The sequence below is a fragment of the Brevibacillus sp. RS1.1 genome, assembly GCF_013284365.1.
In the GTDB taxonomy this organism is placed as follows: Bacteria; Bacillota; Bacilli; order Brevibacillales; family Brevibacillaceae; genus Brevibacillus; species Brevibacillus brevis_D.
In genome coordinates this window covers 497,905-520,557 of sequence record NZ_JABSVA010000002.1, presented here as the reverse complement: position 1 = coordinate 520,557, position 22,653 = coordinate 497,905, and the positions used below count along the sequence as shown (strand labels likewise).

Sequence of the window (22,653 nt, the reverse complement as noted above, 5' to 3'; positions counted from 1 at the left end):
TATTAAGTTTTAGAAGCTATCGCTAAACCTCAAGCTAGTGAGAAGAAAAAGCACAGGGCTCGCAGACCTTGACAAAGCCAGCCCAGTCGGAACTTAAAAAAGGGGACCACGCTTGTCGAACACTTCTTCCTCGAGAAACGTCCGCCCGTAGGGTGGCTTTGGCTCGACGGTCCCCTTTTTGAAGTGGAGACGTCCAGTGAATCCCCCATGCTGGCGTGTCAGAGTCGAAGAGACCTGTGCTTTTTCTTCTCCTCCACTATGGCGCAAGTAGCTCCAATAGAGTTATTTTTAACATTCAAAAACGACATAGTAAAGAAAATGAAAAGAAAGGTAAAGATAATGAAAAGATTAATAGTGAGAAAATTAGTAATATTTAGTCATGTCATATTCTTTTCATTCTATCATCCAGAATAAGGGGGCATTCACAGTGAAGAAGAAGCACATGCTACGATCCATTCTCGCCCTGTCCGTCTTGGTTTCCACAGTCTTGGCAGGCTGTGGTGGCAGTCAGACATCCAGTGGGACGAATTCCGCGCCCAACTCCAATCAAGCTTCGACTAGCCCCGCGTCTTCATCCGCCGCAGCGGGTGGAGGTGGTACCCTGATTATTGCACGCTTGTCCGATGCCAATAATCTGGACCCGCATTTTAGTACCCAGATTAACTCCATGGCGGTGACGCAGCACAAGCTCTATGAAGGTCTGGTCATGATGGATCGGAATAGCGAGTACAAACCTCTTTTGGCAAAGGAATGGAAACAAAAAGACGATGTCACCTGGGAGTTCACACTGCGTGACGGTGTTACCTTCCACGACGGGGAGCCTTTTAATGCGGAAGCGGTGAAAAAGACGATCGACCGCATTTTGGACAAAGACAATCCGACTCCTAAAGCAAACATGTTTGGCATGATTAAAGAAGTGAAGGTCATTGACCCACTGAAGGTAGAGATTATTTTACATTATCCGTTCGCAGGGCTCCTGTCCGTTCTGGCGAGTGCCGAGGGTGGCATCATCAGTCCGAAGGCGATGAAGGAATTTGGTAAAGAGTTGTCCAAGAAACCAGTAGGGACAGGGCCGTTCATCTTTGAATCATGGACACCTGGACAAGAAATCGTCTTGGTGAGAAACGAGAAGTATTGGGGAAACAAGCCGAAGCTGGAAAAAGTCGTTTTCAAGACCATTCCTGAGGACGCAACACGTGTAGCCGTGGTGGAGACAGGGGAAGCTCATGTCGCAGAACAGCTACCGGTCACCGAACTGGAAAGGGTACAGAACTCGCAGAGCATGTCTTTGGGGCGGTTCGAATCATTCGCGGTTGACCATATCGGGATGAACGTCAAGCAGAAGCCTTTTGACGATGTTCGCGTTCGTCAGGCCATCGCCCATGCGATTGATAAGGAAGCAATTATTAAAGGGGTTTATAACAATGTCGGAAAAGTAGCCATCTCGTCATTAGGGCCAAAAGTCATCGGCTACAGCCCGAATATTAAAACGCCAGACTACGATTTGAATAAAGCGAAGCAATTGCTCACCGAAGCAGGCTACGCCAACGGATTCAAGGCAACCATCTATCTCAATGACAACAAGGCACGGATCAATGTGGCAGAAGTGCTGCAATCCCAGCTGAAGGGAATTGGGATCGACTTGCAGATTCAAGTGATGGAGTTCGGCGCGTATTTGGAATTGGCGGCAAAAGGGGAAGCGCAAATGTTCATTAGTGGCTGGGGCAATGCGACCGGGGATGCCGATTACAACCAGTACAACCTCTTTCACAGCACGTCAGCAGGTGTGCCAGGCAACCATTCCTTCTACAATAATCCGAAAGTCGATGCGCTGATCGAGGCGGGGCGTAAGGAAAAAGATCCAGAGAAGCGCAAGGAAATCTATGCAGAGGCGCAGCAAATCGAGATGGAGGAGGTGCCGTTGTTGCCATTCCGCAGCAGTGAAAACCTCGCAGCCATTGCAAAAAATGTACAGGGTGTGTACATCAGTCCATCAGGGTACATTGACGTGAGCCAAGTCACAATTCAATAGCAGTAGCTAGAGACCTTCTCTACCAAATGGAGAGGGTCTTTTTTAGTAGATAAGAATTTATAAAAATTCATATCGACATGGAAGACTTTTGCCCTTTGGGTACGAAGGCTTCACCAAAAATCTTGGCGAAGCCAGTATTGTGGCTGCGGTGGGGAGAAGAATATTTCCAGTCTAGGCTCCAGGCTCCGTCCTGCTGAGGGCTGATACTGTCCGCTCCGAAGGGATTCGCGGGGAAACGCAAAAGTGGTAGCCGCTTCGTCGCGCGGGCACGGTTGCGTTTCTTTTGCCCGCAAATCCCTTCTCCGCTTGGTAGGACTCCACAAGTCGCTACGTCTGGAAATATTCTTCTCTGGCGTAACTGATGATCTTCTTCAATCTTTAATTGTTTAAAAACCCGTTTAAGCATGGAAAGCTCGTAGAGGAAACAGGAGAAATAAGCGAAGATCTTAGGGACACCGACCGAGACGGAATGCAAAAAGCGAAACACGAAACACGCTCTTAAGCGTCCACCTCTGAAAAACCTCCTGAATCGACTACTTTGGACGCGGTTTCGCTTTTTGCATGGAGTCGTGCAGTCAATCCCCCAAGGGGTGGCCCTAGAAGCTGAGCGTTTTCTCCTGTTTCCTCCCCACCACTACTGCACCATATAATCCAATTCTATTTTTTCTTGCATCATTCGCATAAAAGTAGAAAAAGTGAAAAAAAGAGTAAAGAAAGTGAAAATACAAGTAAAGAGAGTGAAAACGCCGTGACAGAATAGTAGGTAAAATGAGATATGCGCGAATGGTCAAAATATTCAAGTACATCTGGCGCCAAAAGCGGTCACGACCGTTTTTTTGACCGCAAGCGGTCACATCAACATGGATGAAAAACATCGAGACGTTTTTCACAAAAGAGGGGGATAACTACATGAAAAAGACGCGCTTTTTCCAGACGCTGCTTGCCATGACCGTTGCGGTTTCTACAGCGTTGGCAGGCTGCTCACAAGCACCTGAAGCAGGAGGGACTTCCAATTCTTCAGGGCAAACCAATGCTTCATCACCAGCTGGCAAAGAAGGCGGGACACTCGTCATCGCCCGCTTGTCTGATGCGAACAACCTTGACCCACATTTTCTAACGCAAATCAATTCCGCCGCCATCATTCATCACAAGGTATACGAGGGTCTCGTTCGGATGGACAAAGAAAGCAAATATGTAGGCTCACTCGCTTCTGAATGGAAGCAGCTCGATGATGTGACATGGGAATTCAAGCTCCGTTCTGGTGTGACATTCCACGATGGCACGCCATTCAATGCGGAAGCTGTGAAAAAGACGATTGCACGTGTTCAAGACCCGGCTGTAGGCTCTAACCGCGCCAATTTGTTTGAAGCCATTAAGGAAGTAAAGGTCGTGGATGATACAACGGTTCGATTCATCCTGCACTATCCATACGCACCACTCCTGTCTGTGCTCGCCAGTGCAGAGGGGGGAATTTTGTCACCAAAAGCGATTGAACAGTATGGGAAAGATTTGACCAAGCATCCAACGGGAACAGGGCCTTATAAATTCGAATCATGGACACCTGGTCAAGAAGTCGTCCTGGTGAAAAACGACAGCTATTGGGGCGACAAACCGAAGCTGGATAAAGTCGTCTTCAAGACCGTTCCAGAGGATACGACCAGACTCGCGATGGTCGAGACAGGAGAGGCGAATGTAGCTGAGCAATTGCCAGTGACAGAAGTCGATCGGGTGAAAAATTCTCCGAGTATGACACTTGGCCGTTACCCTGCTTTTGCTAGCGATCATATCGGGATTAACAACTCGAAGAAGCCATTCGATGATGTACGCGTTCGTCAAGCGATTGCACATGCAATCGATAAGAAAACCATCCTTCAAGGGGTCTACAACGATGTCGGGACGGTTGCTCATTCCTCCATTACCCCGTCCATGGTTGGTTACAGCCCGAATGTAAAAGACTTGCCTTACGATCTGGAAAAATCCAAAAAGCTGTTGGCGGAAGCGGGATACGGAAACGGCTTCAAAGCAACCATTTACTTGAATGATAACAAGGCACGAGTAAGCTTGGCAGAGGTGCTGCAGCAACAGCTGAAACAAATCAATATCGATTTGGAAGTGAAAGTGCTAGAGTTCGGTGCTTATATTGAAGCAGCCAACAAAGGCGAAACAGAATTGTTCCTCAGCGGTTGGGGAAATGCCACAGGCGATGCAGACTACAATCAATACAATCTGTTCCACACGAAGTCGCAAGGGGCAGCCGGCAACCATGCTTTCTACAGCAATCCGGAAGTGGACAAGCTGATCGATGAGGGCCGCAAAGAGAAAGACGAAGAAAAACGGAAGCAAATCTACGAAAAAGCACAGCAAATCGAAATGGACGAAGCGGCAATGGTACCATATCGCTTCTCAGAAAACCTCGCAGCGATTCAAAAAGGCGTAGAAGGAGTTTGGATCAGCCCAGCAGGACACATTGAGATCGACGATGTAACCATGCCATAATTTCAGCAAAAAAGTGCTTCACGATCAGCATAGCTTCGCCCATTGGGAACGAGCTATGCTGATTGATTATACACAGAAAGAATAAAATGGGGGCGAGTCTAGTGAAAAAACAGAAGATACTAGGTTCAATGCTGGTAGGTATTCTGAGCGTTGGCCTCGTGCTTACAGGCTGTTCATCGGGTACAGAGCAAGGTACGGCAGGGACGCCGACTGCGAAGGAAGCTCCGGTAACAGATCAGACGCTGGTGATTGCACGGCAGTCTGACGCAAACAATCTAGATCCGCACTTTATTTCAGCGATCAATGCAGCGAGTGTGGTCCATCACAATGTGTACGAAGGTCTTGTCCAGCGAGATGATAACATGGCGTTCAAACCAATGCTAGCCACGGAATGGAAGCAGTTGGACGATGTCACCTGGGAATTCAAGTTGCGTCAGGGAGTCAGCTTCCACGATGGTACGTCGTTTAACGCCGAAGCGGTGAAAGCAACATTCGCACGCGTACGCGATGAAAAAGTCGCCTCTCCACGCGCGTCTCAGTTTAAGATGCTTTCGGAAATAAAAGTAGTGGATGATTACACCGTGCAATTCAAGTTAGCTTACCCGTACTCCCCATTGCTGTCGATCCTCGCCAACCACGAAGGCAGCATCATCAGTCCAAAAGCAATAGAGCAATACGGCAAGGACCTGAGCAAACATCCCGTAGGTACAGGACCGTTTGTATTCGAATCGTGGACACCTGGCCAAGAGATTGTACTCGTGAAAAATGATAATTACTGGGGAGAGAAGGTAAAATTCAAGAAGGCCGTCTTCAAAGTCGTACCGGAGGACACGACACGCGTAGCTATGGTAGAGACGGGAGAGGCGCACATCGCTGAACCATTGCCGGTAACGGAAATTGATCGCGTCAGTAATTCCCCTCATATGAGCTTGTACCGAACAGAGGGTTTAGGGACAGATTTCATCGGGTTCAATACCAAGAAGAAGCCGTTTGACGACATCCGTGTTCGTCAGGCGATCAACTATGCGATTGAGACAGATGCGATCATCAAAGGTGTGTACAACGATGTCGGAACGAAAGCGAATTCAGCAGTGAGTCCGAAGGTTCTAGGATACGATGGGGCGTTAAAAGGATACGAGTTCGATCCGAATAAGGCGAAGGCCCTGTTAAAGGAAGCAGGCTACCCAGACGGCTTCAAGACAACCTTGTGGACAGGCGATCGCAAGGAACGGATTAATGCTGCGGAAGTCATTCAGTCCCAGTTAAAAGGAATCGGCATTGAAGTAGAGGTAAAAGTGCTTGAGTATGGAGCTTATTTGGATGCAGAAGACAACGGTGAGACAGAGCTGTTCATCAGCGGCTGGGGCAATGCCACTGGAGATGCTGACTACAACCAGTACAATCTGTTCCACTCTAGTTCTTTGGGCAAAGGCGGTAACACAACATTCTATGTGAATAAAGAAGTGGACAAGCTGATCGAAGAGGGGCGCCGCGAGCAGGATACGGAAAAACGCAAGCAAATCTATGGGAAGGTGTTGGAGATTGAAAAGCAAGAAGCACCAATCATCCCGATCCGCAATCTTGAACATGTCGCTGCAGTCAGCAAAAACATCAAAGGCTTCTGGATCAGCCCTTCTGGGTATATGATGATCAAAGGCATTACGATCGAATAACGCAAACATTTAGAGAGAAAAGGATGGGAGACGAAGCATGAAAGCAAGCTTGTGGATCAAAAATGCGAGTCTGGAATGTGGGTATATAGAGGAGAATGGCATCGTGACGGGAACAAAGACGGAGCGTTTCCACATCTTGCTCACGGACGGTCGCGTTGAGAAAATCGTACCTGCGCTGTCAGATATACCTGGCGGGGTATCTGTTTGGGATGCACAAGGCCTACTGATGCTTCCTTCTTTCCGGGAAATGCACATTCATTTAGACAAAACATTTTATGGAGGTCCGTGGCAAGCTGTTCTTCCTGCTCCCAATCGTTTTTTTCGAATCGAGCAAGAGCAGGAACTGCTACCCCTCCAGCTTCCCGTTGCCCGTGAGCGTGCAGAAAAGCTGCTGGAGCTAGTGCAATCGCACGGCGCTACTCACGTGCGGACGCATTGCAACATTGACCCGGTCATTGGGCTGAAAAATCTGGAAGCCACATTAGAGGCATTGGCGACTTACCGTGAAAAACTTTCCTGGGAAATTGTCGCGTTTCCCCAACATGGCTTGCTGCGCAGTGATTCTGTTTCCCTCGTTCGTGAGGCGATGAAGCATGGAGCCGGACTCGTCGGTGGTGTCGATCCTGCCACGTTTGACGATGATATCGAGAAATCACTTGATACGATGATGGATATAGCGGTTGAAGCGAATGCGGATGTGGACATTCACCTGCACGAGCCTGGTCATTTGGGTGTTTATATTATGAAAAAATTGGCTGCAATGACGAAGGATGCGGGTTGGCAAGGTCGAGTCACTGTCAGCCATGCTTACGGGCTAGGAGAGGTACCGACTGCGGTGGCCAAAGAGGTCGCGGAGCTTTTCGCCGAGCAGCAAATCGCTGTCATGTCGGCTGTTCCCATTGATATGCCAACCATCCCAATTCCGTTGCTTCATGCCAAAGGCGTCCATGTTGGATTGGGCAATGACAACATTACTGATCATTGGGACCCATTTGGAACCGGAGATATGCTGCAAAAAGCAAACCGTCTGGCTGAACGGTTCCGGTGGATCGATGAGCGATCTCTATCGCGTGCACTGGGATTCGTTACAGGTGGCGTGACCCCACTGGATCAAGCTGGCAATCAAGTTTGGCCGAAAGTCGGAGATGAGGCAAATGCGGTTTTCGTCCGTGCCAAATGCTCCGCTGAGGCTGTGGCTAGACTAACTCCGAAGGAAGCGGTGGTTTTCTCGGGCAAGGTGGTTTGGCAGAAACAATCATAAAGATAGTAAGCGCAATCCGATCTTCTCCAGAAGGTCGGATTTTTTATGTTATAAATGTGGCCATAGTGGGGAAGAAGTGCATTTCCAGTCTACGCTTCGGCCTCCGCCCCGCAAGGGGGGATCGACTGTCCGCTTCGGAATGAATGGCGGGAGCGCTTCAAACGTAGATAATTTCAAGGAAGTACCTCATAGGTGAAGCTGAAATTCCCCGCCATTCATTCCTACGCTGGGACGGGCTCCAGAGGCGCTTGGACTGGAAATGCACTTCTTCCAGCGTAGCTTTGGGGACATCTTGAAAGTAGATTCAAGGTGATAATTGATTACTTAACTAACTATAAAATGATTTTCATAGCAAAATCCATATATTAGAATGCTACAGAAGAACAATCATGAAGAACCTTCAAACATTTTCTTGTTGCTTTTCATACATAGATCGAAAAATAGACACAAGCAACGTCAAAGAAGCGTGTTTCCAGTCATAGCGCCTCTGGAGCCCGACCAAGCGGAGGGATGAATGATGGGAGCGTTTTTAGCTTCAACGTGCGAATACCTCCTCGAGGCAACCACTTTTGAAGCGGCTCCCGTCATTCATACCGGAGCGGACAGTCTTCACCCCTTTGCGGGGCGGAGGCTGAAGCGAAGACTGGAAACACGCTTCTCCACCGAAGCAACGGTATCAAGTATATTTTCACACTTTTTAATCTGTACAAAATTAAATAAAAGTAAAAATATTATAAATTGATGTAAAGATGCTGAAAGGTTCGGTTGGGGATCTACCGTATAATGCAAATAAGAAATACATTCAGAATTTTCGACAGTATTCTACAGGGGGTAGACACAAATGAAGAAAACGGGCATGGTCGGTTCCTTGTTGGCTCTGACATTGACGGTTAGTGTTGCGCTGACTGGATGTGGTGGTGCGAGCTCGGAGCAATCCGGTTCGACGAATACAACTGCTGCTGAAGCGCCGAAAGAAGGGGGAACCCTGATTGTCGCTCGGAAGGCAGACGCCAATAATCTGGACCCGCATTTCATCTCCAATATTCCTTCGGCAAACTATGTGTATGGAAAAGTGTATGAGAGCTTGGTTTCTCGCGATAAAAACGGCGAGTACAAGCCTACTCTAGCAACTGAATGGAAACAGCTCGATGACTTGACATGGGAGTTCAAGCTCCGTGAGGGCGTTACGTTCCACGATGGTACACCCTTTACAGCAGACGCTGTGAAAAAGACGTTCGAACGTGTACGCGATCCAAAGGTTGCATCACCGCGTGCATCCAACTTCTCCATGATCAAGGAAATTAAGATCGTAGATGATAAGACAGTACATTTCGTACTGGAGTATCCTTTTGCACCGCTACTCTCCATCTTGGCTAGCTCAGAAGGAAGTATCATCAGCCCGAAAGCAATCGCCGAGCATTCCGATACATTGGCGAAGCAGCCTGTGGGAACCGGACCCTTCAAATTTACATCATGGACACCGGGTCAAGAAATGAAACTCGCAAAAAATGATACCTACTGGGGTGAAAAGCCAAAGGTAGATGAAGTATTGTATAAGGTTGTTCCAGAAGATACGACGCGTGTAGCGATGATCGAAGCAGGCGAAGCGCACATCGGCGACCAGCTTCCCGTGACGGAAGTAGAGCGTGCACAGGCATCTCCTGGGATGAACATGGTGCGTGCAGAAGGCTTGGGTGTGGATTACATCGGCTTTAACGTGCAGAAAAAGCCATTTGATGATGTACGTGTACGTCAAGCTGTCGCACATGCTATCGAAAAGCAAGCCATTGTACAAGGGGTATACAACAATGTAGGAACACAGGCTGTTTCCTCGCTGTCACCAAAAGTCATCGGCTACAACCCGAATCTTCAGGATTACGCGTATGACGTCAATGCAGCAAAAGCACTGCTCGCAGAAGCAGGTTACCCAAACGGCTTCAAGACAACCATCGTGACAGATGACCGTAAAGAGCGCATGAACGTAGCAGAAGTCATCCAGTCACAGTTGAAAGGCATCGGCATTGATTTGGAGATCAAAGTAATGGAATACGGTGCGTATCTGGAGTACGCAGACAATGGTGAGCATGCGATGTTCATCGGGGGCTGGGGCAATGCAACAGGGGATGGCGACTACAACCAGTACAATGTCTTCCACAGCACTTCGAAAGGCAGCGCAGGTAACATGGCGTTCTACAACAATCCAGAGGTAGACAAGCTGATTGAAGAAGGACGTCGCGAAAAAGATGCGCAAAAACGCAATGAAATTTACGCAAAGCTGCAAGAAATCGAGCTGAAGGAAGTACCGATTCTTCCAATCCGTACGATTGATCATGTGGCGGTTACATCGAAGAATGTAAATGGCTTCTGGCTGAGCCCTGTTGGCTACTTGATGCTGGATGATGTATCGATCAACTAATGGTGATAGAAGGGATGGCGCTTGTCGCTGTCCCTTTTTTCGTCAATCGTCAATAGAGGAATTCACGTTCTGGACCGGGAATGTAACTTGGGGAAGAGAAATGCTCAAGAGACAGGTCATGGGGGGGAAAACATGCAGGAAGAGCAGCTAGACATATTTGACGAAGCAGGACAGCATATCGGGGTAGAAGCGCGTAGCGAAGTACACCGCTTGGGGCTGTGGCACCAAACCTTTCACTGCTGGATTTATCGTGTAGTAGATGACCAGATCGAAATGTTGTTCCAAAAAAGACATCCACAAAAGGATACTTGTCCAGATCTGCTCGACATTACCTCTGCCGGTCATCTTCTCGCCACGGAACAGCCATGTGACGGCGTGCGGGAATTGGAGGAGGAGCTGGGCTTGTCCGTGAGCTTTGAGGAATTGGACCAGTTAGGCGTAATTCGTGATGTAATGGTTGCCCCCTCTATCATTGATAAGGAAATGTGCCATACATTTTTGTATGAATGCGATCAACCGTTACGCGAGTACCGTATACAGGAAGAAGAAGTCACAGGGCTGTTTTGGGTCAGTCTGCGTGAGTTAGAGCGGTTGTTTGCGGGCGAGATCGGACAGATGACGGTGAATGGATTTTTGCTAACGGAAAATGGTGAACCAAAGGATATAGCAATGATCGCGGCCAAGGCTGACTTTGTACCGCATAAAGTGCATTATTACCAGCAGGTGTTTGCAGCAGTGAAACGACGCGCAGCCAACCCAGCCAATCGATAGCCTTGAACGGAAAAACAATGCCTCGCTTGTTATTTGACAAGACGAGGTTTTTCGTTGGTCGAGAAAGATTGTTCTTTCATGTGGTATACTAAACAATGCTTTTTCGCTACTCGTGATCATGCGTACATAGAGAGAGGAGATCGAGATGAGACTACAGATTATGATTGCCCTTATGCTCTCGACATTCCTTGCTGCGATGGAAGGAACGATTGTGAGTACAGCCGTACCGCGCATTACGAGTGATTTGGCAGGCTTTGAACAGGTGAGCTGGGTATACGCCATCTACATGCTAGCCACTGCCGTATCTGCTCCCATTTACGGCAAACTAGCTGATTTATTTGGCCGAAAAAATGTGTTGTTAATCGGGATCGGCATCTTTTTGTTAGGTTCTACGCTCTGTGGAGTGGCGACGTCAATGTGGCAGCTTATTGTTTTCCGTGCCATTCAAGGCTTGGGTGCAGGATCAGTCATGCCGATTACGATGACCATTATCGGTGATTTGTATACGGAGCAGACTGCCCGGGCAAAAGCGCAGGGCTGGATTAGTGCTGTATGGGGACTTTCCGGTGTGGCAGGTCCGTTGGTCGGAGGATTTTTGGTCGATACACTGACGTGGCGTTATATCTTTTTTCTTAACTTACCTTTTGGACTTGTATCGTTTTTCATGCTCATCTTTTTGTACAAGGAAAAGCTTGCCGTCAAAGAAAAGCGCCATATCGATTATCCGGGCGCGCTTATTTTTTCGGTCGGGACCATCGCCTTGTTGTATGCCTTGTTAACAGGTAGCCAGAATCAATCATGGACCAGTCCAGTGACGATTTCCTTGATCGTATTTGCTTTGGTGACCTATCTAGTGTTTGTATCGGTGGAGAAGAAATCGCCTGAGCCGCTGATTCCGCTTTCGCTTTTTACCAATCGAAATGTAACCATGATCAATCTGCTGACGCTCTTGACCAATGGAATTGTAATCAGCATGGTGGTTTACTTGCCGATCTGGAGCCAGGGAGTCTTGGGCGAAAGCGCGACGATGGCTGGCTTTGTCCTGACACCGATGCCAGTTTGCTGGACGATTGGCTCTATCCTTGCGGGGAACTTGTTAGGAAAGCTGCGAGCGGAACAGTTATTTATCGCAGGGACAGCCGTTCTGATGGTAGCGACAACATTGTTGAGCTTCCTATCCACTCACTCAGCGGGATACCTTATTTATGTGGCTGTGGGCTCAATTGGTTTGGGAATGGGACTCATTTCCCCAATCGTTATGGTAAAAATTCAATCGTCTGTTGCAGTCGACAAGAGGGGGACTGCCATTGCCCTCAATACATTCACGGGTACATTTAGCCAAACCTTCGGGGCAGCAGTATTTGGAATGTTGTTCAACATGGTGACTGTAGCAAGTGGCCATACGAATTTAGGGGCCTCGTTTGAACACGGATCGATCCCTGTGGCCCAGCTGGCACAAATCCGAGACTTATTGGCTAGTGGTGTTCATGTGGTTTTCACAGGCACCTTCGTGCTTGCGATAAGCAGCTTTGTTCTGACCCTTTTGATCGCAAAAGGAAACCGAGTCAGGCAGACACACTAATTCGAAGACGTCCGCCGCGTGCGGGCGTTTTTCAATATTTGGTTACAATTTTCCAAAAAATGCAAACTTCGTATTGCCAGCCGTTACATTCATCGATACTATTTTCCTAGATGCCCAATTTCTTGCAGACAGGAGTGCATGAGATGATGGAGGAGATTCGCCCGGTTTCCATTGACGATATCGATGAGGTCGTGAGAATTGCAGCGCTGAGCTACCCTGGAAGCAATCTACTGGGTGCAGAGAGCAGACAGCGATTTGCCCAACGCGTAAGGGAGACGATCGAAAACGATCCACATGTCAGCTACCACGGCTGCTACCGTGATGGACAATTAGCGGGTATAATGAAATGGTACGATTTTCCTATGAATGTTCTTGGTACACCGCTTTTGACTGGCGGAATTGGGCTGGTCGCCGTAGACCTATTGCATAAAAAGGAAAAGGTCGCCATGTCGATGCTTCAAGGTTTTCTTTCCAGCTATCGGGAACGGGGAATCTCGCTGGTCTCTCTCTATCCGTTTCGTGTTGATTTTTACAAGCAAATGGGCTTTGGAATAGGGACCAAGGTTCATCAATACAAGTTCAAACCGTCCAGCCTGCCGTTTGTAGGCAAGGACAAAATCGTTTATATAAGAAAAGAGGACAAAGAAGAACTGTCTGCTTGCTATCATCGCATCGCCCGTCAAACCCATGGCATGATCAAGCGAACAGACCGTGAGTGGGACAGACTCTTCGATGTCCCTGAAATGATTGTCGTCGGTTACAAAAAGGAAGGGAAATTCGCCGGCTATCTCGCTTTCCAGTTCCAGAGCGCTCATGAAAAAAACAAACTCATCAACAACATAGAAGTAAGAGAGCTTCAGTATGAGAGCCGCGAAGCACTTGCACAACTGCTCTCTTTCCTGCGGAGCCAGGCCGATCAGATTCAGCGAATCGAGTTCACGACGACGGACGAAGATTTTCATTTGTTGCTATCCGACCCGGGCAATGGAACGGATTCGATTTTATGGAGCATTTATCATGAGAGCCATGTATCTGGAGTCGGTCTGATGTATCGGATTATTGATGTACCGGGATTTTTCCGTCAGCTGTCCCACCACCGATTTGGTTTGGAAACAGTGAATGTAAAGCTGACGATCCACGATTCGTTCCTGCCTGAGAATGAAGGGACATGGCTCATCAAGTTTGTCGATGGACGTCCGGAAGTAGGAGAGGCAGCGGAGTCTGACGTTTCGGTGGAGCTAGATATTTCGGATTTTTCTTCACTCGTGATGGGGGTAGTAACGGCACGCAAGCTGTATCAATACGGCCAGTTGGAGCTGGATGCACCAGAAAAGCTCCCCATTTTGGATAGACTGTTTGCTGTTTCCGAGAAGCCGAGAAGTGTGACAACCTTTTAGAAAAGAAGGTTCGTCACGTTTTTGACACATTTGGTTATCTTATTTTGCTTCCTCCCATATGTTGTTAGTAAATGGGAGGAGGTACGATTTATGATCTTTCTAACACTGGTTATCTTTTTTGCATTTCTTTTGATTGTTTGGGTGGTCGTTAGACTCCTCTTCCGGCTGGAAAAGCATGATTCCATCACACATGATGAGAGGGAATTATGGAATCGTTTTCAGGTGAAGGAGCAGGAGATCAGATACCGAAAGCCCAAAAAATAAAAAGAAAGGCGCCAAGATGACAGGCGCTCTTTCTTTTGCGTGTTACCCACTATGAGATGAGAAAGAAGGAGAAAACAATGCCAGGTAGATCAGAGGGGCATCAACGTGAATTTTTTCGCTTACGTCTAGAATACGCCCTCTGTGCAGACATGACCATTGTGCTGGTCAAAGGGAAAACCATGGAGATTGGGAGCACGCAGGTATTGATCGAGGATATTGGGGCAGGTGGACTTCGTTTTCTTTCTCATCTCAAAATGCCAGCAAATGACCAGCTCGTTCTGCAGTTTGCGACGGAATTGTGCGGACAGGCTCTGAAAATGTACGGCCACGTAGTTCGCACGATTCCGTGGGAAACGGATTATTACGAATACGCTGTACGGTTTACGATGGAAGAGGAACAACATCTGGAGATTAATCGCATGGTAAACCGATTGGCCATCCGCTATCGGCAGAAACGTACAGCAACAGAAGGACGTTTCTACAAAGGTGACCGTTTGACATTTTTAAAAGAGTTGGCTCAAGCAAGTCTTTCGATGCAAGCCAGTGAAGCATAGATAAAAAGGCTTTCTGTTGTGGAATACAACGGAGAGCTTTTTTGTTTGACAGGGAATAAACACGGTGATAAGTTATCTATAATAACTCAAACGAATAAAGGTTGTGTTTATATATGGGTCTTCACGAAGCATTTTGGAGCGCTTCTATTCAAGAATGGAAGCAAGGTTACATCGAACAAGACGAACATTTTATGTGTTTGCTCTGCGGGGAACAGGTGGAGAAAGGCATCATTTATCCAGTGGAGGGTGTCCTGTACGAAGCGTCCCGCTTTATCCGCCATCATATCGAGGTTGCGCACGGTTCTGTCTTTACCCACCTGAGCCAGTTGGATAAACGATTGACGGGCTTGTCTGATCATCAAGTTAATTTACTTCGCCTTTTTTACCAAGGAAAGACAGACGCCGAGGTTCAAAATGAAATGGGGATCGGCAGTGCATCGACGATCCGTAATCACCGCTTTGCACTCAAGGAGAAAGAACGCCAGGCCAAGGTGTTCCTGGTCATGATGGAGTTATTGCATGAAGCGGATAAACATCAATCGTCCAACGATGCCAAATCAAGCAAGCAAAAGAACAACTCGAAAGATGGCGATGTCACAGAATATGCCGCGGTCGTAAAGAAATTCCTTCCGAATGGACTATCAGGTCGATTAGAGCGCTTCCCACGCAAGCAAAAGCATAAACTCATCCTACTCGAAGAGATTTCCAAAAAATTCGAGCTTGATCGTTTCTACACCGAGCGGGAAGTGAATGAGATTCTCGAAGGTCTCTACGATGATTATGTGACCTTGCGGAGATATTTAGTCGATGCTGGATTGATGGATAGACAGGCGGACGGTAGTCAATATTGGAGGATCGCTGTGGAAAACGAAGGAGAGGAACGGGGGGCGCAGCAGATGAATCGCAAGCAAGAGCTCAAGCAGATGTACAAGGAAGTAGAAACCGATGCAGGTGTTTATCAAATAAAGAACAAGCAAAATGACAAAGTCTTCATCGCCAGCACGAATAACCTAAAAACGATCAACGGTAGAAAGTTCATGCTTCAGCATGGCTCGCATCCTAATCGACAGCTGCAAAAAGACTGGTATAAATACGGTCCGGACGCTTTTGAAATCGAAGTGCTAGAGAAGGTTGAAAAGAAAGACCATCCGTATTTTGATTTGAAAGGTGCATTGGAAAAACTCGAAGATAAATGGATGGAAAAGCTGACGCCATATGGTGATCGAGGCTATCACGTGCAAAAAGATCCGTCCTAGTCTCGTCCATTCTCCAGCATGCGGAAGCGCTCCAAGTGATCCCACAGACCTTCCTTTTGCAAGATCTGGACTTGTTTTTCGCCAAGTAAATCAAAATGCGGGAAGGGCGCACGATTATGAATGTAGGCAGGATCGAGTCCGTTGGCAAGGCACCAGTCTGTCAGTAACGAATAATTGGCACAGCCTACTTTTGTAACGGTTTTGATTCCAGGAAACCGGGGGTCCAGCCAATAGTGGGTAAGAAATGCCAATTCGCCTTGACTAACGGCTTGCTTCCAACGGTTTAGTTCGTCTCGTGTAATCCCAAATGCCACTCTTCCTCATCCTTTGCAAAGCGGTTGTGTATCTCCCTCATTAATAGCATGGAATGATAGATACGTCAAAAAGACAGTTCTCCCCGGGGATAGCCGAAGGAAACTGTCTTTTTGTGCTTGGTTTGTTTACCGAACTCCTGTAGGAAGCTGAGGCGGGATGTAATTCAACTCTTCGTCCGCGGTGATGTAATCCGTGTGGACCATGAGGAGCAAATAGCGTTTGCCGGTTTGCGGATCACTGAGAATGATGTGGTCCCGGCCAGCAGTTTCGAGGACGCCACGGAAAATTTTAGCGTTCCATTGGCTGTTGTTTTCAAACGTTTGGTACACCGTAATGACTTTGCCTCGATTCAGGCGAAGGATGTTTTCGATGTACGATTCTTCCAGCACTTGCCCAGGAGTAATGGGCATTCCAGGAATCAAGGATCCGCTTGGTTGCATCGGAACCAGTTGAGGTTGCTGCTGCTGAATCATCTGCTGCTGTTGCTGAGGTATGCCGTATGGATACTGTGCGGATGGGTACATGTCGTAACCGAATTGTTGTTGAGGGTAACCAGTGTAAGGCATTTGTTGACTCATGATGAACTCGCTCCTTTATCTATCTAATCCTTTTAATAGACGCGTGGACAATCTGCAGGTGTTGGAACGAAGAAGCAGTGTGCCTTATAGCGACCGGAGTTTTGTTGATCCCACCAGGTAGCTGGACAGTTTCCGGCAGGCCGGTAGAACCATAATGCGTTGCTAGCCGGACGGGTCTTTTCGCCATTGACTGCGCGCTGTGCCAATCGTCTTTCTTTATCCCTGGTCCGTTGATAGAAATACGGCTTCTGGACCGCTTCGAATCCTCCCGGAGATTGATAGACCATGTCACGCATGCTGCGAATGTTTTTAAAGTCAAGGCAGTTACCTAAAATCCGATTTACCCCAACGTTGCCAACCATCAACATGCCCAACTCACCTTCACCCTCAGCCTCAGCTCGAATCAGTCTGGCAAGCATATCGACATCTTTGGAGTTCGCTTTGATGACGGCCATTGCTTCACCTCCTTCCACAAAAATCACAATAACAATATATGGGCGAATAATAGATTGGTGATTGGCCCGATAAATTTTTCATCAAGTTGACGTTTACGTAAACGGCAGTTACAATCATTTTATTCGGTAAATTTAGAATTTTACAAATGTAAGTAAGGGGCGCTGGACATGAGCAGAGAAGGAATACAGAAAGAAGAATCGTGGACCATCTCTGATCTTGCTCAACAATTAGATGTCAGCACCAGAACGATTCGGTACTACGAGGAGCTAGGTCTGATTTTCCCCAGTCGGACAGAGAAGGGCAGCAGGCACTATAACCGCAAGGATCGTGCCAGGCTGCGACTCATTCTGCGAGGGAAGCGATTCGGATTTTCGTTGGATCAGATTCGCGAGATGATTGAGCTGTTCGACGAGGATCGTACAGGTCGGGCGCAGCTTTTGCGAACGATTGAGTACGGCAACCAAAAGCTGGCTGAGATCGACGAGAAAATCATGGAACTCCGACAACTCAGAGAAGACATTCTCGTCTACAAGCAAAACTTTGAACAAAAATTGCTTGAAGAAAATGAGGAGGAGAAACGATGAACGTATCAGCTCTGCTCGCAGCAAACGGAAGGAAATACCCTTACAAGCCCGCTCTGGTTGCAGGAGATGTAGAGGTCAGCTATTCCCAGTGGGATACACGCTCTACGCAGTGGGCTTTCTATTTGCGGGAGCTTGGCATCGAGCAAGGGGATCGGGTCGTCATGCTGATGCCCAATTGTCCGGAGTTTGCCATTTTTTACGTCGCCGTCATTCGCACTGGTGCACTCGTCGTGCCGATCAACGCGCGCTCAACTCAAGAAGAAGTACGACATATATGTGAACATGCCGGAGCAAAGGCACTTCTTGTTCACGATGCCCTCGTGCCCATCGTGAATGAGTGGGTCCTTCAAACGCCGCAGCTTGTGGCCATCAAAACAGGAACGAGCCAAGGGAATTGGCAGGGCATTGCTGATTGGGATGCCACTGACGTGTTTCTTGATGAAATGAATGCGCTTTCTCTACAGCCCTATTTGGTGAACATGAACGAAGATAGCGAGGTTAGTATCCTCTATACATCTGGAACGACTGGACGACCTAAAGGCGTGCTTTATACACATAGAAGCTTATTGACTGTCGCGAAAATGATGTCGATTGAACTGACGATGACACATCGTTCTCGAATTTTACATTTGATGCCGCTGAGTCATTCGGCTCCACTCCATCTCTTTTTCATTGCAGGGCTCATGCTTGGCGCCACTCAGGTAATGGCTCTGACCTTCTCGCCGCAGCTTCTTTTGGACCTGGTGCAGCAGCATCGGATTACGCATTTCTTCGGAGCGCCTGTGGCGTATTTGCTGACGATGAAGCATCCTGAGTTTGCGGCGTACGATTTGTCTTCCATCGAATATTGGATGTATGGCGGGGCTCCTTTGTCCAAAGAGATGGCTGCGCTCATGGAAGAAGCTTACGGACGCGATAAACTGGCGTGCGTCTACGGATTGACGGAGGCAGGGCCGACCGGAATGTGTCTTTTGCACCGAGAACATCCAGACAAAATCGGCAGTATAGGCAATCGTGGTGTATTGTTCGTCGAAATGGAGGTCGTAGACGAGCGAGGAGAGCGATGCGCCAGTGGCGAAGTGGGCGAAATTCGCTTACGTGGGGAAGGGACAATGAAAGGATACTACAACAATCCAGAGGCTACAGCAGAATCGATACGAGATGGCTGGGTGTATACGGGCGATATTGCACGGGTAGATGAGGATGGATTTCTATGGATGATGGATCGCAAAAAAGACGTGATGATCACGGGTGGGGTTAACGTTTACCCCAAGGAAATCGAGCAGTTGTTGGAGCGTCATCCGTTGATTGGCGAGGTAGCTGTTGTTGGTTTGCCACATGTGGAGTGGGGCGAGACGGTGACGGCCTATGTGGTGCTAAAATCAGGAGTCGAAAACAATCGAGATTGGCTTGAGGAAATCCAAAGCTTTTTGCGCGGCCATCTCGCGGATTACAAGCTCCCGCGACAGGTCCATATTGTCCCTGCGCTGCCGCGGAATACGAGTGGAAAAGTCCTGAAGCATGTATTGCGTGATGTCAGTTCCCAGAAGGAAGTGGAGCTGCGATGAGTGATTTGCAAACGAGCATCGATCAGCGAACTTACAGTGACAACATCCCGCACCCGCGTATGCCACAGGGGGAAAACTTTTTCAAAGCAGATCCCAATCTCAATTACTTGCTGGAACGTTATCTCCCTGCTTCCATGCATGAATGGGCCAAACAGCAGTTGAGCTGGTTAGGTGCGCAAGTGGCAGGACCCATTGATGAGCGTGCCGCTTATACAGACAGGGAAGGCAAGCCGAGATTACGCAAGTACAATCGGCTAGGCGAGGATATTTCCGAGATTATTACCAATGAAGGCTACAAGGAAACAGTAGCAGAGGTTTACGGAGCAGGCATCGTCAGCTATTTGTATCAAGACATCCCTGAGTTGGGGAGAAAAGCGCCGTACAGCTATTCCTTTTTCATGGGCTATCTCGTGAGCCAGTCTGAGCCGGGCTTTTATTGCCCTGTCACCTTGTCGATGTCAGCCGCTTATTTACTTGATCGTTACGGCAGCGAAGAACAGAAGGAGCAGTACCTGACAGGACTGACCTCTCGTGACCGCACTCGCTTGTATGAAGGGGCTACTTGGCTGACCGAGAGACAGGGCGGGTCGGATGTCGGTGCGAATTTGACCGTTGCAGAGCCAGTAGCAGGTCGTCCCGGAGTGTACCGATTGACAGGAGAAAAGTTTTTTGCGAGCAATGCCGGAGCATTTGTTGCGACTGTTTTGGCAAGAATCGATGAGGAGAAACCGGGGACAAAAGGGCTCGGACTGTTTTTGGTGCCTTGGGTAAAGCCTGACAATGAACGCAATCACATCCAGGTCCGCCGCTTGAAAGAAAAGCTGGGCGTCAACGCCGTACCATCTGCGGAGATACTGTTGAACGGGGCAGAGGGTTATTTGATCGGGGAGCCACAGAACGGCTTCAAATACATGGCAGAAGCCCTGAACCTCTCGCGCATTTGCAACGCGATTGCTTCGATTGGGATTATGCGTCGAGCTTTTTACGAAGCGAGGTATTATGCCGAGCAGCGCCGTGCATTCGGGAAGCCAATTGATCAGTACCCGATGGTAAAAGAAATGCTGGTGAGCCTCTTATTGGATACAGAGGTCAGCACGGGAGCGGTGTTTGATATGATTGCTGTCTATGATCGCTTGCAGTCTCATTCCGCGAGCAAAGAGGATAACGCGCTTGCTCGCCTACTGATTCCTTTGCTGAAATACCGTACAGGGGAAGAAGCTGTCAAATCAACCCATACCGCGATTGAAATTCATGGCGGTAACGGCTATATCGAGGAATACGTGACGCCGCGTCTGTTGCGTGACGCGCAAGTTTTGACCGTATGGGAAGGCACCTCGAATATACTGGCACTCGATATTTTGCGTGTGATGCAAAAAGAAAACAGCCACGAAGTGTTTAGCAGAATGCTTCGGGAGCGCATAGCTGGCTGGAGGCATGCCTTTTCACAGCCGTACGCCGAGCTGATTCGAACAGAACTGGCCATCCTGGAGGAAAATATCGCCTATCTCATGCAACAGATCCACGATTATATAACGTACAAATTAAAAACGCTCGCAGACCATATGGTAGATTTGTACACTTTATCATGCATCGTCAGTGAAGCAGAGGATCAGGTGACACGTGAGGGAAATGCGCGCAAATACATTTTGGCAAAGCTGTATGCCGAAAAGCATTTCCCTTCACGAGAAAAGCGGGGGATTCAAGACGATTCTTTGCTGGATGTTCAGTTCTTTACCCAACTGGTGGAGTATGAGTTTGTCAGCGTAGAAGAATGGGCCCAACAGTCTGCTATTGTTCCGACTCGATAATCAAAAAGCGCCCTTTTGTCCACTTGGTGAGGTGGCAAAGGCGCTTTTGATTTTTACGCGTACCGCTTGCGGCGCATGCTCCAAATAAACCAGGTCGCAGCAACCACTGCTGCTACCGCCAGCAGCGTGATCTCGAAGTATTCATCGATCAGAACCTTTGCGTGATTTCCGTATAAATAAAACAAGGTGCCAATCAAGAAAAACTTCAATCCCCGCCCGATGATCGCATAAAACATGAGCTTGGTCAGCGAGTAATTGAATACGCCAGAGAGCACAGTGAAAACCTTGAAAGGAATGGGGGTAAAAGCTCCGATCAGGACGGCAGCATCCCCGTTTTTTGCGAATTTTTCCGTCGCTACGATAACCCATTTTTCAGGGAGAATCTTGTGCAAAAGTGGTTTTCCCAGCCATCTCCCCAACAAAAATCCGATGGGAGCGCCGAGGACGGAAGCAGTAAAGGCTACTGTCGCAAACTGAATCGCTGAGCCTGGATCGAGCAGACTCATCGCAATTTGCATAAAAAACGGAGGAATTGGACTGATAAATGAGTCCAAAAATGCCATAGCCGCGAGTCCCCACATCCCATATTGCATGAATAGCTGTGTGATATGTTCGAGCATGAGCATCTCCTTACGGGGTTTTTTCTATTGTAGCCATCTTATGCCACTTTGTCCAAAGAAAGACCACAACGGAAGTTAGGTGACGTGAGGAAAAACGAGGAAATAGGGCGATTGGCCCATCAAGTGACTTCCAAAATATCCCGAATATAAGTAAGTGTGGTATGTCATGACGAAAGGGATATTTATTAAATGAAAATGCCATTATCTATCAAAGTCATTCAAGGGTTTATGCTGTTGCAAGTCATCGTATTGGGAGGCCTCTATTTTGTGGTTTCACAGGCAGATCCGATGAACTTGAGCCACTGGGCCAGTAAAATGGTTTTCAATGCGGTGACGATGCCAGAAGATATGTTGGATCAAAGCTACGTGTTAGGAAGAATGCAAGGAAGATTAATGTTTCCACTGATCATCACCACTGTATTGTTCATCTTCATACAGATGAGGTTACTAAAGTCGTCGATTGTCTGCATAAGTTTTGCGATTTTACTGGATATAAGCAATGGGACTTTCTTGATCGCCCTCTTGTATATAACCCTTCTTTTGGTTTTGACCCACAACAAACAATCGAAGATATATTTTAATCGGAATCATCATCAAGTTACGGAGACGGTTAAAAAATGAGTGGTCCAATGAGATGATCCTAGGTCGAATATTGGTAATGAAGTCCTTGCTTTTTCATTGACGCTAGGAAAGATTATCCACTAAAATGTAGGGAAACAGGACAAACATCATGGGAGGAACCAATGAAAACATTGGGTTCGGGAAAAGTCGTTTTCTATGCACCAAACGGGACTAACTTGCAAGTATCAGGGGAAATTGACGTACGTGGTGATCGGGTATCCATAACAGAAATCATCTATTTTAATGGAAAACCAAACGGAGCGCGCGAAACGAATTTGCCATTAGCGCAAACCGTGATTTACTGGGAGCCAGAAGTGTACGAACAGATTGGATATGAAGAAGAATAAGAATCATTGCGATTCCAAGCCCTGTCTCTTGCAGGGTTTTTTCGCGTATGGAAG

The 22,653-nt window shown here is 47.8% G+C and carries 21 protein-coding genes; 16 read left to right on the top strand and 5 right to left on the bottom strand.

Annotated features, from left to right (window positions below):
• Positions 1 to 427: 427 nt before the first annotated feature.
• Entirely contained in the window at positions 428 to 2,032 is a 1,605-nt protein-coding gene (locus tag HP570_RS07985; protein ID WP_173625384.1) for a glutathione ABC transporter substrate-binding protein, read from the top strand.
• A 67-nt stretch (positions 2,033 to 2,099) separates the two neighbouring features.
• Here the strand turns inward: HP570_RS07985 and HP570_RS07980 are convergent, their stop codons facing one another.
• Complete coding sequence (locus HP570_RS07980; RefSeq protein WP_173625383.1) at positions 2,100 to 2,519, bottom strand: hypothetical protein; 420 nt, start codon at positions 2,517 to 2,519, stop codon at positions 2,100 to 2,102.
• A 422-nt stretch (positions 2,520 to 2,941) separates the two neighbouring features.
• On the opposite strand from HP570_RS07980, the gene HP570_RS07975 reads away from it, so the two are divergent.
• From HP570_RS07975 to HP570_RS07930, 10 genes are all read left to right on the top strand, one after another.
• The gene (locus HP570_RS07975; protein WP_142495516.1) at positions 2,942 to 4,528 is read left to right on the top strand and encodes a glutathione ABC transporter substrate-binding protein; all 1,587 of its coding nucleotides are present in this window, start codon (positions 2,942 to 2,944) and stop codon (positions 4,526 to 4,528) included.
• 101 nt (positions 4,529 to 4,629) lie between these two features.
• A complete protein-coding gene (locus HP570_RS07970) occupies positions 4,630 to 6,201 on the top strand; it encodes a glutathione ABC transporter substrate-binding protein (RefSeq protein ID WP_173625382.1) in 1,572 nt (523 codons plus the stop codon).
• A gap of 37 nt (positions 6,202 to 6,238) precedes the next feature.
• Positions 6,239 to 7,462, top strand: a complete 1,224-nt coding sequence (locus tag HP570_RS07965) for an amidohydrolase family protein (protein WP_173625381.1) — start codon at positions 6,239 to 6,241, stop codon at positions 7,460 to 7,462.
• A gap of 841 nt (positions 7,463 to 8,303) precedes the next feature.
• Positions 8,304 to 9,878: a glutathione ABC transporter substrate-binding protein gene (locus tag HP570_RS07960; protein WP_173625380.1), complete on the top strand. Its 1,575-nt coding sequence runs from the start codon at positions 8,304 to 8,306 to the stop codon at positions 9,876 to 9,878.
• A 132-nt stretch (positions 9,879 to 10,010) separates the two neighbouring features.
• A complete protein-coding gene (locus tag HP570_RS07955; protein ID WP_173625379.1) occupies positions 10,011 to 10,649 on the top strand; it encodes an NUDIX hydrolase in 639 nt (212 codons plus the stop codon).
• Positions 10,650 to 10,794: 145 nt separating this feature from the next.
• Positions 10,795 to 12,231 carry an MDR family MFS transporter gene (locus HP570_RS07950; protein ID WP_173625378.1) on the top strand — a complete coding sequence of 479 codons (1,437 nt, stop codon included), beginning with the start codon at positions 10,795 to 10,797 and terminating at the stop codon, positions 12,229 to 12,231.
• 146 nt (positions 12,232 to 12,377) lie between these two features.
• On the top strand, positions 12,378 to 13,628 hold the full coding sequence (locus HP570_RS07945; protein ID WP_173625703.1) for a GNAT family N-acetyltransferase: 1,251 nt from the start codon (positions 12,378 to 12,380) through the stop codon (positions 13,626 to 13,628).
• Between the two features lie 90 nt (positions 13,629 to 13,718).
• The gene (locus HP570_RS07940; protein WP_016739076.1) at positions 13,719 to 13,892 is read left to right on the top strand and encodes a hypothetical protein; all 174 of its coding nucleotides are present in this window, start codon (positions 13,719 to 13,721) and stop codon (positions 13,890 to 13,892) included.
• A gap of 77 nt (positions 13,893 to 13,969) precedes the next feature.
• On the top strand, positions 13,970 to 14,446 hold the full coding sequence (locus HP570_RS07935; protein ID WP_142495522.1) for a PilZ domain-containing protein: 477 nt from the start codon (positions 13,970 to 13,972) through the stop codon (positions 14,444 to 14,446).
• A 113-nt stretch (positions 14,447 to 14,559) separates the two neighbouring features.
• Positions 14,560 to 15,702, top strand: coding sequence for a DUF2087 domain-containing protein (locus HP570_RS07930; RefSeq protein WP_173625377.1), 1,143 nt, complete (start codon positions 14,560 to 14,562; stop codon positions 15,700 to 15,702).
• Here the strand turns inward: HP570_RS07930 and HP570_RS07925 are convergent.
• The 3 genes from HP570_RS07925 to HP570_RS07915 form a co-directional block, all read right to left on the bottom strand.
• Positions 15,699 to 16,016, bottom strand: coding sequence for a hypothetical protein (locus HP570_RS07925; protein WP_173625376.1), 318 nt, complete (start codon positions 16,014 to 16,016; stop codon positions 15,699 to 15,701). The two genes, HP570_RS07930 and HP570_RS07925, sit on opposite strands and share 4 nt — an antisense overlap.
• Positions 16,017 to 16,142: 126 nt before the next feature.
• Entirely contained in the window at positions 16,143 to 16,595 is a 453-nt protein-coding gene (gerQ, locus tag HP570_RS07920; protein ID WP_016739072.1) for a spore coat protein GerQ, read from the bottom strand.
• A 32-nt stretch (positions 16,596 to 16,627) separates the two neighbouring features.
• The gene (locus tag HP570_RS07915; protein WP_012685322.1) at positions 16,628 to 17,050 is read right to left on the bottom strand and encodes a cell wall hydrolase; all 423 of its coding nucleotides are present in this window, start codon (positions 17,048 to 17,050) and stop codon (positions 16,628 to 16,630) included.
• 168 nt (positions 17,051 to 17,218) lie between these two features.
• On the opposite strand from HP570_RS07915, the gene HP570_RS07910 reads away from it, so the two are divergent.
• From HP570_RS07910 to HP570_RS07900, 3 genes are read left to right on the top strand one after another with little or no spacing between them, the layout of a single operon-like run.
• Positions 17,219 to 17,635, top strand: a complete 417-nt coding sequence (locus HP570_RS07910; protein WP_173625375.1) for a MerR family transcriptional regulator — start codon at positions 17,219 to 17,221, stop codon at positions 17,633 to 17,635.
• Positions 17,632 to 19,203 carry a class I adenylate-forming enzyme family protein gene (locus tag HP570_RS07905; protein WP_173625374.1) on the top strand — a complete coding sequence of 524 codons (1,572 nt, stop codon included), beginning with the start codon at positions 17,632 to 17,634 and terminating at the stop codon, positions 19,201 to 19,203. Before HP570_RS07910 ends, HP570_RS07905 begins: the two co-directional genes overlap by 4 nt.
• A complete protein-coding gene (locus tag HP570_RS07900) occupies positions 19,200 to 21,011 on the top strand; it encodes an acyl-CoA dehydrogenase family protein (protein ID WP_173625373.1) in 1,812 nt (603 codons plus the stop codon). The genes HP570_RS07905 and HP570_RS07900 overlap by 4 nt, the downstream gene beginning before the upstream one ends.
• A 53-nt stretch (positions 21,012 to 21,064) precedes the next feature.
• On the opposite strand, the gene HP570_RS07895 is transcribed toward HP570_RS07900, so the two are convergent.
• Positions 21,065 to 21,631, bottom strand: coding sequence for a YqaA family protein (locus HP570_RS07895; protein WP_016739068.1), 567 nt, complete (start codon positions 21,629 to 21,631; stop codon positions 21,065 to 21,067).
• Between the two features lie 189 nt (positions 21,632 to 21,820).
• Between HP570_RS07895 and HP570_RS07890 the strand changes: the two genes are divergently transcribed.
• Together HP570_RS07890 and HP570_RS07885 are read left to right on the top strand one after the other, a co-directional pair.
• Positions 21,821 to 22,252 carry a hypothetical protein gene (locus tag HP570_RS07890; protein ID WP_173625372.1) on the top strand — a complete coding sequence of 144 codons (432 nt, stop codon included), beginning with the start codon at positions 21,821 to 21,823 and terminating at the stop codon, positions 22,250 to 22,252.
• A 122-nt stretch (positions 22,253 to 22,374) separates the two neighbouring features.
• The gene (locus HP570_RS07885) at positions 22,375 to 22,599 is read left to right on the top strand and encodes a hypothetical protein (RefSeq protein WP_012685327.1); all 225 of its coding nucleotides are present in this window, start codon (positions 22,375 to 22,377) and stop codon (positions 22,597 to 22,599) included.
• Positions 22,600 to 22,653 lie beyond the last annotated feature (54 nt).

Bases quoted from the DNA above. Each gene is read 5' to 3' on its own strand.
- HP570_RS07975 (WP_142495516.1), top strand. From the start codon at position 2,942: ATGAAAAAGACGCGCTTTTTCCAGACGCTGCTTGCCATGACCGTTGCG.
- HP570_RS07965 (WP_173625381.1), top strand. From the start codon at position 6,239: ATGAAAGCAAGCTTGTGGATCAAAAATGCGAGTCTGGAATGTGGGTAT.
- HP570_RS07960 (WP_173625380.1), top strand. From the start codon at position 8,304: ATGAAGAAAACGGGCATGGTCGGTTCCTTGTTGGCTCTGACATTGACG.
- HP570_RS07955 (WP_173625379.1), top strand. From the start codon at position 10,011: ATGCAGGAAGAGCAGCTAGACATATTTGACGAAGCAGGACAGCATATC.
- HP570_RS07950 (WP_173625378.1), top strand. From the start codon at position 10,795: ATGAGACTACAGATTATGATTGCCCTTATGCTCTCGACATTCCTTGCT.
- HP570_RS07945 (WP_173625703.1), top strand. From the start codon at position 12,378: ATGGAGGAGATTCGCCCGGTTTCCATTGACGATATCGATGAGGTCGTG.
- HP570_RS07940 (WP_016739076.1), top strand. From the start codon at position 13,719: ATGATCTTTCTAACACTGGTTATCTTTTTTGCATTTCTTTTGATTGTT.
- HP570_RS07935 (WP_142495522.1), top strand. From the start codon at position 13,970: ATGCCAGGTAGATCAGAGGGGCATCAACGTGAATTTTTTCGCTTACGT.
- HP570_RS07930 (WP_173625377.1), top strand. From the start codon at position 14,560: ATGGGTCTTCACGAAGCATTTTGGAGCGCTTCTATTCAAGAATGGAAG.
- gerQ (WP_016739072.1), bottom strand. From the start codon at position 16,595: ATGAGTCAACAAATGCCTTACACTGGTTACCCTCAACAACAATTCGGT.
- HP570_RS07915 (WP_012685322.1), bottom strand. From the start codon at position 17,050: ATGGCCGTCATCAAAGCGAACTCCAAAGATGTCGATATGCTTGCCAGA.
- HP570_RS07910 (WP_173625375.1), top strand. From the start codon at position 17,219: ATGAGCAGAGAAGGAATACAGAAAGAAGAATCGTGGACCATCTCTGAT.
- HP570_RS07905 (WP_173625374.1), top strand. From the start codon at position 17,632: ATGAACGTATCAGCTCTGCTCGCAGCAAACGGAAGGAAATACCCTTAC.
- HP570_RS07900 (WP_173625373.1), top strand. From the start codon at position 19,200: ATGAGTGATTTGCAAACGAGCATCGATCAGCGAACTTACAGTGACAAC.
- HP570_RS07895 (WP_016739068.1), bottom strand. From the start codon at position 21,631: ATGCTCGAACATATCACACAGCTATTCATGCAATATGGGATGTGGGGA.
- HP570_RS07890 (WP_173625372.1), top strand. From the start codon at position 21,821: ATGAAAATGCCATTATCTATCAAAGTCATTCAAGGGTTTATGCTGTTG.
- HP570_RS07885 (WP_012685327.1), top strand. From the start codon at position 22,375: ATGAAAACATTGGGTTCGGGAAAAGTCGTTTTCTATGCACCAAACGGG.